14 protein-coding genes are annotated in these 13511 nt (G+C 45.8%); 4 read left to right on the top strand and 10 right to left on the bottom strand.

Annotated features, from left to right (window positions below):
• Positions 1-45: 45 nt before the first annotated feature.
• The 4 genes from M662_RS18100 to M662_RS18085 all read right to left on the bottom strand — a co-directional run bounded on the left by M662_RS18100 (position 46) and on the right by M662_RS18085 (position 2540).
• Positions 46-1005, bottom strand: a complete 960-nt coding sequence (locus M662_RS18100; protein ID WP_026577793.1) for a ring-cleaving dioxygenase — start codon at positions 1003-1005, stop codon at positions 46-48.
• Between the two features lie 71 nt (positions 1006-1076).
• Complete coding sequence (locus tag M662_RS18095) at positions 1077-1778, bottom strand: YqjF family protein (protein ID WP_026577794.1); 702 nt, start codon at positions 1776-1778, stop codon at positions 1077-1079.
• 63 nt (positions 1779-1841) lie between these two features.
• Positions 1842-1991, bottom strand: coding sequence for a sporulation histidine kinase inhibitor Sda (sda, locus tag M662_RS18090; RefSeq protein ID WP_081594774.1), 150 nt, complete (start codon positions 1989-1991; stop codon positions 1842-1844).
• Between the two features lie 21 nt (positions 1992-2012).
• The gene (locus M662_RS18085) at positions 2013-2540 is read right to left on the bottom strand and encodes a helix-turn-helix domain-containing protein (RefSeq protein ID WP_008633756.1); all 528 of its coding nucleotides are present in this window, start codon (positions 2538-2540) and stop codon (positions 2013-2015) included.
• A 256-nt stretch (positions 2541-2796) separates the two neighbouring features.
• Between M662_RS18085 and M662_RS18080 the strand changes: the two genes are divergently transcribed.
• Complete coding sequence (locus M662_RS18080; RefSeq protein ID WP_008633753.1) at positions 2797-3408, top strand: trimeric intracellular cation channel family protein; 612 nt, start codon at positions 2797-2799, stop codon at positions 3406-3408.
• A 121-nt stretch (positions 3409-3529) separates the two neighbouring features.
• On the opposite strand, the gene cysK is transcribed toward M662_RS18080, so the two are convergent.
• The 3 genes from cysK to M662_RS18065 all read right to left on the bottom strand — a co-directional run bounded on the left by cysK (position 3530) and on the right by M662_RS18065 (position 6116).
• A complete protein-coding gene (gene cysK / locus M662_RS18075; RefSeq protein WP_008633750.1) occupies positions 3530-4459 on the bottom strand; it encodes a cysteine synthase A in 930 nt (309 codons plus the stop codon).
• Between the two features lie 82 nt (positions 4460-4541).
• On the bottom strand, positions 4542-5174 hold the full coding sequence (locus M662_RS18070) for a YpmS family protein (protein WP_008633747.1): 633 nt from the start codon (positions 5172-5174) through the stop codon (positions 4542-4544).
• Between the two features lie 18 nt (positions 5175-5192).
• On the bottom strand, positions 5193-6116 hold the full coding sequence (locus M662_RS18065; RefSeq protein WP_026577795.1) for an SGNH/GDSL hydrolase family protein: 924 nt from the start codon (positions 6114-6116) through the stop codon (positions 5193-5195).
• A 171-nt stretch (positions 6117-6287) separates the two neighbouring features.
• Here M662_RS18065 and M662_RS18060 point away from each other — a divergent pair, with 171 nt between their 5' ends.
• On the top strand, positions 6288-8564 hold the full coding sequence (locus M662_RS18060; RefSeq protein WP_026577796.1) for an ATP-dependent DNA helicase: 2277 nt from the start codon (positions 6288-6290) through the stop codon (positions 8562-8564).
• 51 nt (positions 8565-8615) lie between these two features.
• Here the strand turns inward: M662_RS18060 and M662_RS18055 are convergent, their stop codons facing one another.
• Positions 8616-10070, bottom strand: coding sequence for an Eco57I restriction-modification methylase domain-containing protein (locus M662_RS18055; protein WP_026577797.1), 1455 nt, complete (start codon positions 10068-10070; stop codon positions 8616-8618).
• Positions 10071-10361: 291 nt separating this feature from the next.
• On the opposite strand from M662_RS18055, the gene M662_RS18050 reads away from it, so the two are divergent.
• Complete coding sequence (locus M662_RS18050) at positions 10362-10949, top strand: biotin transporter BioY (RefSeq protein WP_008633739.1); 588 nt, start codon at positions 10362-10364, stop codon at positions 10947-10949.
• A 43-nt stretch (positions 10950-10992) separates the two neighbouring features.
• Here the strand turns inward: M662_RS18050 and M662_RS18045 are convergent, their stop codons facing one another.
• On the bottom strand, positions 10993-11388 hold the full coding sequence (locus M662_RS18045) for a hypothetical protein (RefSeq protein ID WP_008633737.1): 396 nt from the start codon (positions 11386-11388) through the stop codon (positions 10993-10995).
• A gap of 175 nt (positions 11389-11563) precedes the next feature.
• On the opposite strand from M662_RS18045, the gene M662_RS18040 reads away from it, so the two are divergent.
• Entirely contained in the window at positions 11564-12664 is a 1101-nt protein-coding gene (locus tag M662_RS18040; RefSeq protein ID WP_026577798.1) for a M24 family metallopeptidase, read from the top strand.
• A gap of 99 nt (positions 12665-12763) precedes the next feature.
• On the opposite strand, the gene M662_RS18035 is transcribed toward M662_RS18040, so the two are convergent.
• Positions 12764-13468 carry a methyl-accepting chemotaxis protein gene (locus M662_RS18035; protein WP_442858837.1) on the bottom strand — a complete coding sequence of 235 codons (705 nt, stop codon included), beginning with the start codon at positions 13466-13468 and terminating at the stop codon, positions 12764-12766.
• Between the last annotated feature and the right edge of the window lie 43 nt (positions 13469-13511).

Genomic DNA, 13511 nt, shown 5'->3' with positions numbered 1-13511 from the left:
ATACAAATAGAAAAGCCGGACCTGAAAAGGTGCCGGCTTTCTTTATTAGTCTTGTTGAGCTGTTGTGTGAATCGGTTTAAGGTTTCTTTCGATTTCTTCCCGTTTTTGTTCAAGAAACGGCGGAAGTGCCAACGCTTCCCCCAGACGATCTTCCGGTTCATCCGTGGCGAAACCAGGACCATCTGTCGCCAGTTCAAATAAAATGTGGTTCGCTTCCCTGAAATAAAGGGATTGGAAGTAGTAGCGATCGACAAGCCCGGAATTCGGGTACCCGGCAGCATCAATGATTTCTTTCCATTTGGTGAGTTCTTCCTTGTTCTCCACCCGGAAGGCGACGTGGTGGACGCTTCCTCTTCCAGGTCGTTCCCGTCTGTCTGCATCCGTCTCTTCCACGTGGACCTCTGCACCTGTGCCACCTTCGCCTGTGCTGAAGACAGTCCAATTGTCGTACTCACCTGTTTTTCGGAATCGCAGAATTTCTGTAAGGACATGCTCCGTTTTACTCTTATCAGAGACAGTAAGTCTTACAGGTCCCAGCCCAGTAATACCAAAATCAGCAGGTACCTCGGATCCTTTCCATGGGATTCCGGCTGCTACACCCTTGTTATGTTGATCGGATACAAGCATTAACCGTTGGTCTTCCGGATCACGGAAAGACAGAGTGAGGCGTCCGAAGCGCTCCTCCATTGGATCATGGGCTACTTGATACTGTTGGAATCTCTCGAGCCAATAATTCAGTGCTTCGTCGTTTGGGACGCGCAGCGTGGTCGTCGATATGCTCTGAGAGCCCGGATAGGTGTGTCCGGCGCGATGAATTTCAAAAAAAGTTAAATCGGTTCCGGGACGTCCTTTTTCATCGGCATAAAACAAGTGATACATGGAAGGGTCGTCTTGGTTGACGGTTTTTTTAACTAAACGCATTCCTAATATGCGGGTATAAAAGTCAAAGTTTTTCTCTGCATTTGCTGTGATGGCTGATACGTGATGGATGCCTTTAAGTTCCATAAAGGTTCCTCCTCTGATTATCTCGAATTCAAGATAATTATAATACGCAGAGGATACATTGTCAAAAGAAGCTACTTTACTCGTTCAAATGGAAAAATCCTCGTTTGTAAAGTTTTAGAATAATAGGCGGTTGGATCTTGTTCTGTTACGAAGGAGGGGAGGAAATCGAGCAATTGATTGACAGGAAGGTCGACTTTGACTTTCTGCAACCGCCAGTGCTTATGCTGGATTGGTCCCTTGTACACCTTTTGGCCTCGGACTGTCCAGAGGGCATATCGTTCGGTAAGCCAGTAAAGAAGGGATCCTGGTGCAGGATGAACGGCAGGGGAAAAATGAGATGCCTCCATATGGAAATGAGCGTTCGGATAGCCTTTATGAATTCTTCTGCTGGAGAAATGAATCCTCTCCGGTGTCGTGTCCATCCGCATGGATGCATGCACGTAAGGAAGAGAAAATCCTGTTCGGGCTAAAAAAACGCCGAGGGGGTGATCGGCATCCAAAGTGAGGAAATAAACTCCTGGTTCTCCTTTATAAGTGACATAGGTACGGACATTCAATTCCAATAATTGATTGCCGAAAGGAAGAGAAGGAAGGTTCTTGAACCGGATGTGGTTCATACGAAACGGGACGACGGCTATCCAAGCCGAACCGTCAAATTCGTCCAACTCAAACACACTTGGTATATACCTGGCCAAAATCTCAGCGGGTACGGGCCAATGGAGGAAGATAAGATCTTCCCATTCCTGATGCATAATCCATTTTTTTGAAGACATTCTCATCACCTCCCCAATGGTTTACCCGCAGGGAGGGAGAATCATACATGAATGTGAAGATCGTCACTTCATTCGGAGCGGAACGTTTTTCCGCTCTTCTCGCTTGTGCAGTTCTTTCTTCAGCAAGAGGATGAATTCTTCTTCCAGGTTCAAATCCACTGCTCTTTTTAGAGAGTCCTGCAACACCTTGTAGGAGAGCCTTTCGACAATCATGCGGTTGCCCCCTTTACTTTGCTATGACGGAAGTGCGGTCGATGCCGTAGCTGCTCCTATAATTCGTCCATGTGAATCAAAGATAGGTTGGCAGAATACGTCGTAACGAATCAATCCCTCGGATAACGGGAAAGGAATTGTTTTTCTGATGCTCTGTCCTTCCTCTATGACCTTGCTTTTTAATTGCATTAATTCAGTAGTACCGACGTTATCATCCAATTCATCATCCCTTTTCCCGATCACGGAGTTCATTTTGAAATCAGGGTGCGGGTTATACATCCAGGTATAGCGTAGATCCAAGTCGCAGTGTGCGACGGTAATTGGAGAATGGACCAATGCTGTTTCAAATGGTTCGCTCAGGTGTTCGGTATAAAAGAGTGAAGGATTTATGTGAAGAAACGAAGCAATTTGAGAAGCGACCGCCATGCTGGGATTGCGCGTTCCATTTTCGATTTGAGCATAATAGGCCCGGTCGATATGTGCGCCTGCTGCGATTTGTTGTTGTGTCAGTCGTTGTTCTTTTCTAAGTTTGATAAGCCATCTTCTCATGGTTAAAATCACACCCTACTTTCTTTTTTCATATAAATATTTCTTCCTATATATATAAAATCCTTGTGGCAGTTTGCAACGTAGTGGAATTTCTTTGCTTAGAAGAAAACTTTCGTATAAATAGTAATTATAACGATTTATTTCGAGTATGTTCGACGAAATTTTTAGCAGCTGTGTAAAAAAATACATAGCTTCGCCTACAGGTCTGATATAATCAAATCGGCTTGCATTTTTCAAGGGGAAGAGGAGGAAAAGGATGACTTGGGAAATCCTGAATATATTAGCTGTCAGCGCTTTTGCTTTCAGCGGGGCCATTGTCGCTCTCAACGAAAGGTACGACATATTCGGTACGTTTATTCTCGGGATTGCGACACCGTTCGCAGGTGGGATTATTCGTAATATCGCATTAGGGATCCCGGTCGTCCATGTTTGGCAGCAGGGATATCTGTTTTATGTCGCGCTTGGAACAATCGCTGTTGTCTATTTCTTTCCGAAGACATGGGTGATGGCATGGGACAGATGGAATTTCTATCCGGATGCCGTTGGTTTATCCGCTTTTGCTCTTCAAGGGGCCTCCTTTGCGGTCGCCAACCAATTTCCGCTTGGAGGCATCATTTTTTCGGCAATCCTGACAGGAGTCGGGGGCGGCGTTGCCAGAGATGTGCTTGCACAGCGCCGTCCGATGGTTCTTCATCAGGAAATATACGCAGTATGGGCAATGCTTGTGGGGCTGGCAGTCGGCATCGGGCTTGTAGATGTAGGGAGTGCGTGGCAGACTTATGCATTATTTATTCTGATTATCTTGTGCAGGGTGTTCTCTTATCGATTAGGATGGCATCTAAGGTTTCGGGATTTGTATAGAATTTGATCATAAAAAGGCCGCCCCGCTTTGGGACGGCCTTTTCTACGATTAGCTGCAGTAAGACAAGTTTGGACAGGAGAAAGAAAACTTTCTCATTTTTTCTTTGTGATACGGAGTTCTTCTGTAGTTAATAACGGAAAAGGTCTCCGGAAAGGTAGCGCTCACCGGTATCTGGTGCGATACATACGACTACTTCGCCGGGATTTTTTTGTTTAGCTGCTTCGATGGCAGCCCAACAGGCGGCACCGCAGGAGGTTCCAAGGAGCAGCCCTTCCTCACGGGCGAGACGTCTCGTAATTTCGTAGGCATCTTCATCGGTCACTTGTAAGATTTCATCATAAACATCCTGATTCAGGATGGAAGGAATGAAACCAGGGCTTGTCCCGACCAATTTATGCTTCCCTGGCTTGCCGCCTGATAAAACCGGGGATCCTGCAGGCTCTGCTACATGGATAGTCATATCCTTGTAGCGTTTTTTCAACTCTTCTCCCGTACCTGTAATCGTCCCGCCGGTCCCGGCTGTAGAAACGAAGGCAGATAGAGGTTTGCCCAATTCATCCATAGCTTCGATGATCTCTGCAGCTGTCGTATGGCGGTGTGCATCCGGGTTTGCCGCATTTTCGAACTGCATCGGCATGAAGCTGCCTTCGATTTCTTCCACGAGTTCTTTGGCTTTCGCGATGGCTCCGGGCATTTTCGCATCTCCAGGCGTCAGGACGATTTCTGCACCGTATGCTTTCAGTAGATTGATTCGTTCCTGTGTCATCGTATCCGGCATAACGAGGATAGCGCGATATCCTTTTGCAGCTGCATTCATAGCAATCCCTATGCCGGTATTGCCGCTTGTCGGCTCGATAATGGTCGCGCCTTCCTTAAGCAGCCCTTCTTTTTCTGCTTGTTCCATCATATTGAAAGCGGCGCGGTCTTTTACGCTTCCGCTTGGATTGTATTTCTCCAGTTTCAGGTAAATATCGGCTCCACCTTCAGGAGCCACACGGTTCAGTTTGACTAACGGAGTATCACCGATCAAATCTGCTATGTTGTTAACGACGCGCATGTTGTCACTTCCTTTTAGTAGTGGGGATAATACTATTAGTTTATCACAGTCGGAAACCGGTTATCACATCCACTGCTTTCTGTCAGAACTTGTCTTCTACCACTTTCTGCGCTAACTGAAAGGAGTTTCTTGGTACGGAGATCTTGAACGCCAGCTGATTGGAGTTCAGGTTGAAACGATCTACCTGGACGTTGAAATTACTTGCTGTGTCCATCTGAGTGACGGCTACATAAATGTTCTCTTCGTTGGGATTTACGGTTACCCACTCAGGAAAGTCATAGTTATCTTTAACAAATTCCAGTACTTTTTTGTTCGGGAGAGGAAGCTTTCCGAGGGAAATGCGTTCCTGCTCCAGGATAAGATCTCCGTTTTCCTGAACAACCGGACTTAATTCCACTTTAATCGGAATGACCTGATCGAAGGCTTTAATATTCCCTGCCAACGTTACGTTACGGTCAAGAGATATGGAATAGTCAAAGCCGGTTTTTTCCGAGAACTCTCCGAGGTAGTCGTTTGCCAGCTGCTCCAGATTCTCCTTCGTCGATACAATAGTGAATTCCGCATCCTGTGTTTCCTTCTGCTGATCGACATTGACGATGGTATAAGAGCTGGGAAGGAAAATAAGACCGACTACTGAAGCCACCACAAGAAAATTAATGATTGCCAGTATCCAAAAAGAGGTTCGCCATTTGTTGCTGAATAATAATTGTTTCATCTCTACATTCCACCTGTGTTATTGTTCGACGTCATCTTTGATATATTCCAACACACGTTCTGCCATTTGCTTGTAACCACGTTCATTCGGGTGGAAATTATCTTCCTCCCATAGAAGTTCATCCTCGGATCCTTCAAACAAGTCCCTCACCGGGATGAAAGTAACGTTCTCCTCTTCTGCAACGACCTCTTTGCTGATTTCGTTCCAATCTTCCATAATCTTCCCTAATTCGGGGATATTATCAAAGTAAAGATTAAAAGGATTGTAAAGACCGATCAGGTAAATAGGGGCATCCGGGTTCTCTTCGCGAATCATGGAAAAAATCGTTTCCAGTTGTGCTTGATAGGAATCCTGTGCGTCCACAAAGTCCTGGTAATTTAAGTTTGTAAAATTATCCTTCACAACTTTCATTACATCATTGGCTCCAATGGTTATTAAAATAAGGTCAGCTTCCTCTAAAGCGGTGGAAATTTCCTCCTGCTCCTCCAGGCGTCTGATCAGTTGATCGGTTCGGTTTCCCCGTTTCCCGAAGTTATCAATGTGAATCAAATCTCTTTCCTTATTACTGTTGAATGTGTCCTCTAAAATTCCTACGTAACCGCCATTGTCCGTATCATCTCCAACCCCTTGAGTCAGAGAATCACCGAGGGCTACAATTTCCATGTCATCTTTCACGAACAACCCTTTCGCACTGTCGATGACGCCGGTGAATACATCTTTCAGTCCCTCGCTGATAGCTCTGTCTGAATCTTCTTCGTCGGGTGAGAATTCCTGTTCCTTCGGTTCCGAGGAAGCCGGCTTGGACTCCGAGCGCTCCTTTTTAACTGTTGAATGATCCGAATCTGTCGAATGCTCTTCAGGAGTATAGATAAATGCGGCTGTTATGAAGAAGGCCAGGAATAAGGAGAGTGAAATGGAAGCGATCCATCTCCATTTTTTCAACGTGCATCCCTCCTGGAAAGTATTGGCTTTATTATATGCTGGTGACATATGTTTGGGAAATGGAAAAGTTTTATCTACAATTATATCACGAAGACTATACAATAAACATACGGGAGCCCTTGTCAGAACATGAGGGTGGAGCGGTCGATTTATTCAAAGGAGAGAGAAGCGATGGAAGATCAAATGACGATATCGGTACGAGATCTTGTATCTTATGTTTACCGGACAGGAAGTATCGATGAACGTTTTCAATCGAATACCGCTTTAGTGGAAGGAACGGCAATTCATCAGGAAGTCCAGAAGACATATAGAGATGGGGATGAGAAGGAATTATTTCTTCAGCATGAGTTTCAGCAGGAAGGAATAGTTCTACTCGTTCAAGGAAGGTGTGACGGTCTGCTGCAGAGGGAGGACGGCCCTGTTGTCGACGAAATAAAGTCGACAGCGAGAGAGTTGGAAGAATTGGATGAAGACACCCACCCTGTCTATTGGGCTCAGGCGAAAGGGTATGCCTTCATGTATATGCATGACCACCATTTAAATCACATCGTTGTGCAGCTTACTTATGTTCAAAAAAAGACGAAAGATAAAAAGCGGATGCGAAGGACGTTCCGGTATGAAGAGCTGAAAGCATTCATGGAAACGACCGTGAAGGCTTACTCCTCTTATGCTGGAATTCTTCTGCACATAAGAGAGCAGAAGAAACGTACCGTTCCGGATCTGGAGTTTCCCTTCAGCGGCTACCGTAAAGGACAACGGAAGCTGGCTGGAAGTGTGTATCGGACCATCAAAGAAAAACGGCATTTATTTGCACAGGCTCCTACTGGAATCGGAAAAACGATTTCTACTTTATTTCCTGCTGTGAAAGCTTTCGCAGAGGGAGGGCTGGATAGAATCTATTACCTGACAGCGAAGACGATCACACGTTCCACAGCCGAGGAGGCGCTGCAGTTGATGGAAAAGGAAGGTCTGGAAATCAGGTCTGTCACTTTGACGGCTAAAGATAAGATCTGTTTTCAGGAAGAAACCATCTGCCAGCCGGAGTATTGTGAATTTGCGGACGGGTATTATGACCGAATCAATGGGGCGATTGTTGATATATTGAGAAAGGAAACAACCATGACGAGGCACACAGTGGAAGAGTATGCGCGCAAACATCGCGTCTGTCCATTTGAATTTTCCCTGGACTTGTCGGATGTCGCTGATGTGGTCATCGGAGATTACAATTATATATTTGACCCCCGTGTAGCTTTAAAGCGGCTGCTTCCGGAGAAAAAGAAGAAGACGACACTGCTTGTCGACGAAGCCCATAATCTTGTCGAGCGTGCCCGAGAGATGTATTCTTCTAAATTGGGGAAAAGGGATCTTGAAACGGTGGCTGAAGACTGGCGTGGAGAGCAGGAGGAGGTGGCACGCGCTGCCGACTCTGTCGTGAAAGACTTAGCCCGGCTGGAGGATCCGAAGACGCCCCATAAACAATTGGATGAAATTCCAGGGGCGTTGGAAGAAGGTGTGGAACGGTTTATTAATCAGGCAGAGCCGGTTCTCCAGGAAAGGGGAGAAGATGTACGTAAAGAACACCTGCAGGATGTGTACTTTCAATCACAGAATTTCCTTCGGATACTGGAGCTGGTCGATGACCACTATCGTTTCATAGGAGATAGCAGCGCAGGCGATTTTCAATTGACTTTGTTTTGTCTGGACCCGTCTCTGGTCCTGAGGAAAGTATCCGGCGGCTTCCGGTCCAGTACTTTCTTCTCGGCGACGCTGTCGCCGTTTGCTTATTACAAGGAGATGCTCGGAGGTTCGAAAGAAGATTATATTCTCCAGCTTCCATCTCCGTACGATTCTGATCAAATTGATGTGCAAATAACTCCGCTTTCGACACGGTACAAAAACCGACAGGAAACGTCACGTGCCATTGCGGAACGGCTTGATGAGCAAGCGGGACACCTTCAAGGAAACCATTTGTTTTTCTTTCCTTCCTACCAGTACATGGAGTTGGTATATGATGCTTTCCGGAACGTATCGGACTATAAGGCTGTCATGCAGGAGCGGGGAATGGATGAAGACAGGCGGGAAGATTTTCTCTCTCAATTCGTTCCCGGCGGAAACCTGATTGGATTTGCCGTCCTTGGCGGGATCTTCTCAGAAGGTGTCGACCTCAGAGGAGATCGGCTGAATGGCGTAGCGGTTGTGGGAATCGGTCTTGCACCCAGAAGCTTCGAAAGAGAACTGATCATGGACTATTTTAAGAGCAAGGGTCGGAATGGTTATGATTATGCCTACGTTTATCCAGGTATGAACAAGGTGCTTCAAGCAGGTGGACGTCTCATCCGATCAGAGAAAGATCATGGCATTATCCAATTGATCGATGACCGCTTCTTGACAAGGAAATACTTGCAGCTGCTTCCCGAGGAGTGGGGAAATTATCGAATGATGAAATAATAAGATTTCCCGGGGAATAAAATGTAAGTATTCCATGAAACCCAGGATATTTTAGATTTTCTCTAGGATATCCTGGCAGAAGGATTCGACATGGGTACGGTTTTCTCCGGATATTCCGTATATGTCATAAATCGCACCATCAACGATCGAGTGTAATAGGGCTGTATCCATCTGTGGATCGGCCTTTTTGCCTTCCACCAGCTGTTTTGTTGTTTGGATGACGAGGTGCTTCTTATCTTCCGCCGGCAGCACATGCGGAATTTTCTTGATATACCCGGAAGTAATCATATTCGTTCGGTTGAGTACTTTTCTTACCATATATTTAATGAGCTGGCTGTTTAACAAACCCAAATAGTAGAATAAATCCTCCTCATTTTCCGGGAATAGATTGGCATTCACTCCGAAAAGGCTGTTTTCCGGCAGGTAGGCTGCGGAGAAGTCTACGCCCATGGAGGAACAAGTAATTCCCCGTCTATAGAAATAAGCCCTGTTCCTAACGGTGAAAGATGGATAAATCGCCTCATTATCTTCCCAATCTTTATGAATATAAAATTTCGGTTCATAATACCATGCATCCTTTACCCCGCCATTTTTATAGAACGGAAGCCATTCCTGATCATCTTTCACATCCTCACGCCTGCGCAGGAAAAGGGTGTCATTCCCTGTTGAGATTCCTGTACCGCCTTTTAAGACATTTCCTAACTCTTCATGGGGACGCAGAAAGTGAGCAAGAATCTCCTCGGGAACGTTGACTGCGAAGTTTTTGTTGGGAAGATCGTGGAAGTGCGCTTGCTTTAAGTATTGGATCTTATCCTCTGTGATATTTTGGTATTCCTGCGTTTCCAGACGGTCTACCAGCTTCATGACCATATCTTCCGGGCGTTCATTTCCCTCTTTCTTTTTTAATGTCAGGATGGCTGTTCGAACATCTGCCTTTCCTTTGTGAAACAGTCTGCGTGGTGCAAGGACAATCTCTTTTATGATGGTTTTTTCCAATAAGTAGGCTCTGAATTTTCGATAATACACGTTCGTAAGGAAAGAGTCCTGCACGATCATTGTCAAGACTCCGCCGGGCTTAAGCAGCTTGATCCCGTTGTGGATAAATAAAGAATAAAGATTATGCACACCGATGCCGCCGTAGCATGCTGTAATGGCTTTTTTGTTTTCGGTGAAGTAGTCGCTCTGACGTTTTGATTTGTAAGGAGGGTTGCCGACAATGGCATCAAACTTTTCTTCCAGTTCGACCTTAAGAAAATCGACGTGACGGAAAGTGATACCCTCATGCGGGGAAGGAGTAGCTGTATCGATATCGTAAGCGTGAATTTGGGAAGGGGAGAAGCCCTCTTTCAATAAGGAATAAACAAAGACACCGTCACCGGTGGCAGGGTCCAATATCTCCGGGTTCCTTCTATTATCTGGCAAGTGATTGGATAAAGTCTGGACCATGTATTCTACTGTTTCCGGCGGTGTACCGTACTGGCCCATGGACCTTTGTCTTGAGAACATACTACCCCTCCTGGTACTTTTTAGGTATACATTACTATAATTATAGGTAAATGTCACCAATTAATAGTCTTATAGTCATTTATTGTTCCAATAAAATAACAAAGGGAGGGAGTATATAGTCTTGTTTTGGGCTTTTTTTAGAAGGAGTGTGATTCTGTGGAAAGGAAAATACCCGAATCTGAATAAGGGGAATTCACTACAAATGTTTTTGTTAACCTATAAAAAATAAAGTTGACAATAGGTTTTCCTTTCCCTTATGTTTATAGCAGACAAGTTCTAGGAGGAGTGACCATGGGGAAATCGAGGATGACAGCATACGACATTACATTAGGTGCATTATTCGTCGCTTTGATGGCAGTGGGAGCAAACATAACGGCTTTCCTGCCTTTCCTGCAGGTTCTTGGTGTTCCATTGACCTTGCAGACATTTATCGCAGTTTTGGCAGGATTGATTCTTGGTAGTAGATTAGGCTTCTTTTCCATTCTTGTGTATGCCGTCCTGGGGTTGATCGGGGCGCCTATCTTTGCCGGCTTCGGCGGTGGGTTATCCACGGTCTTCTCACCGACATTCGGATTTATCATCTCTTATTTTATCCTTGCATACTTTGCCGGAAAGGTTGCAGAAACGAATCGGCGGCTGCCGGTATATATTGCCGGAGCGCTCGTCGGTATCGCGGTCAATTACTTGATCGGAGTGAATTGGTTCTATGGGGCAATGAATTTCTGGGTCGAAGGAGATCCAGTGAGTTATGTAGTATCATGGACGAGCATGGTCCCATTTTTGATTAAGGATATTGTCCTGGCTGTCTTTGGCGGGTTATTTGCCTATCGTATGGAGAAATCTTTTCTGTACAAAACGCCGCTGCGCCAATCGGCGTGAAGGACACAAAAAAGCAGAGGGAGCTCCCTCTGCTTTTTTGTGTTTATTCTGTTATGGATCTCCCATGAATCCAAGTCATTAGTGCAAAGAGGAAAAACGCAAGAAGAAGGATCGTGCCGCCGACGATGAAAAATACGGTATTGAGAGTTCCTAATCCGGGGAGAGGCTGCGTATAGTAAAGCCACATGCCGACAGTCAGTCCGAATACACCGAAAAAAGACGTCCATACGTGTGCTGCGGCCAGCTTGGACTCTTTCGGAATAGGAAATACTTTATAGAAGACGCCGAACGCAAACAAAGACAGCCATCCGACAACGAGAATATGAGCATGGATAGCGCTGAGCTGCAGTCCGCCACCGCCGGCCATGTGCGAGCCGATGAATGCCCCGACCAAAGCATAAATGGCTGAAGTTCTTATGAAAAATCGAGTACGATCCATAGATAAAGAGAGCCTCCGTTTCCTTCGGTTTACGTTATTATATATGAGTTTCCTCTTAATGGAAACTATGACGGTAAGAATCAAACGATGATAAAAACAAATGGCCTGTATTTGGAAAGGTGCGGGCCATAAGATATGATAGTGGTAGATATACATAGGAAATGAGGGAATGAAGATGGAACAAAGAAGAGCGACATTCATGAATGATATGAAGGAAAAGAATATCGATGCAGCATTTATCAACTCTGCAGAAAACTTTTATTACTTGACGGGTTTCTCCACAGATCCTCATGAAAGACTGCTGGGTCTCCTGATCTTCCCGGAAGCTGATCCAATAGCTATTCTCCCTGGGATGGAAGAGGGACAGCTGCGGGATGCCGGTTGGGCGTATGACGTAATCGGCTATGCCGATCATGAGAACCCTTGGACGCTGATGAAAGAAAAGCTTGGAGAAAAAGCGCTTCTCCGCGCTGGTGTAATAGGGATTGAGAAGGAAGTGTTATCTTACGGACGGAGTGAAGCCTTCTTCGATATATTTAGAGAAGCGGCGGTCGTAGATGTAGAAGGAATGCTTAATGATATGCGTCTTGTTAAAGATAAAACCGAAACAGCCATCATGCGGGAAGCCGCAGAACTCGCAGATTACGGAGTGAAAGTAGGGAAAGAAGCGCTTAACGAAGGCGTTACGGAAATGGAAGTGCTTGCCACCATTGAGTATGAGCTGAAGAAAAAAGGGGTAGCGGAGATGTCCTTTTCCACCATGGTTCTCTTCGGTGAGAAATCCGGGCATGCTCATGGTAATCCAGGAAACCGCCGTTTGAAGGCTGGGGACCTCGTGCTGTTTGACTTGGGTGTCGTTTGGAAAGGCTATACTTCGGATATTACAAGAACCTTCGCATACCGATCTGTCAATGATTCTCAGAAAGAGATTTATAATACGGTTAAACAGGCGCTGGAGGCCTCACTTGCCATCAGTAAACCGGGAACGAGGATCGGAGACTTGGATACAGCTGCCCGTGATGTAATTACAAAAGCCGGTTATGGAGATAAATTCCCTCACCGCATCGGCCACGGACTCGGAATCAATGTCCATGAATTTCCTTCCATGAGTCATTTAAATGACGGTGTGTTAAAGCCGGGGATGACGTATACCATTGAACCGGGAATTTATGATCCGGCCGTTGGAGGGGTTCGTTTGGAAGAAGACGTATTAATTACGGAAGACGGCTGTGAAACGTTGACAAAAACACCGATAGAATTGGAAATTGTGGAATAAGTGGGGAGGGCGGACTCCAGGAAAAGGGAGTCTGACCATTTAGCCACTTAAGTTTCATGACAGACTGGAAAAAGCCGCCTGAATAGGCGGCTTTTCTTATTAGGAGGCAGCTGGTTGATCTGTGTCGGGTATTTCAGGAGTGGCCATATCCTTGGTGCTCGTTTGCTGGAGTGCTTCTGCTTTATGGACAAGCGCAGCCATCGTGGCAAGTTCATCGTCGCTGATTTCTTTGAGTTCATCAAACATTTCGACAGACTCCTGGGTGATGAAGGTAACTTGCTCTACTGCTGCTACGATCTGCTGTACACCGGCAGACATTTCGTGTGTAGATACGGAAGTTGCTTCGTTGTTTTCCGCAATTACTTGTGTTGCTGCAAGTATTTCTCCGAATAACCTGCCTACTTCCTCCATAGACTTCGAGGTTTCATCGGACTCTTTCAAGCCTTTTTCCATGGAGGAAACGGCGGCTTCCGTCTCCTGTTTGGTACCATCGACAATTCTGGTCACTTGATCAGATGAATTCTTCGTCTGTTCTGCAAGCTTGCGTACTTCATCAGCAACGACGGCGAACCCTTTGCCGTGTTCACCGGCTCTTGCTGCTTCAATGGCAGCATTCAGGGAAAGTAAGTTGATCTGTTCGGATATGTCCGTGATCACTTTGGCGATGGAACCGATCTCTCTTGACTTCGTCCCCAGATTTTTAACTACTTCATAGCTGTCTGTAACTGTATCATTTAAGCTGCGCATCTGTTCGATGGATCCTTGAATGGTTCCATTCCCTTCCTGCGTCCGTTCCAGGGCCATGGAAGACTGTTCGGATATGTCGGACGATCGATTTGATAAATCA

This window comes from Bacillus sp. SB49, assembly GCF_000469135.2.
In the GTDB taxonomy this organism is placed as follows: domain Bacteria; phylum Bacillota; class Bacilli; order Bacillales; family Halobacillaceae; genus Halobacillus.
This window is presented reverse-complemented; position numbering and strand designations above follow the sequence as displayed.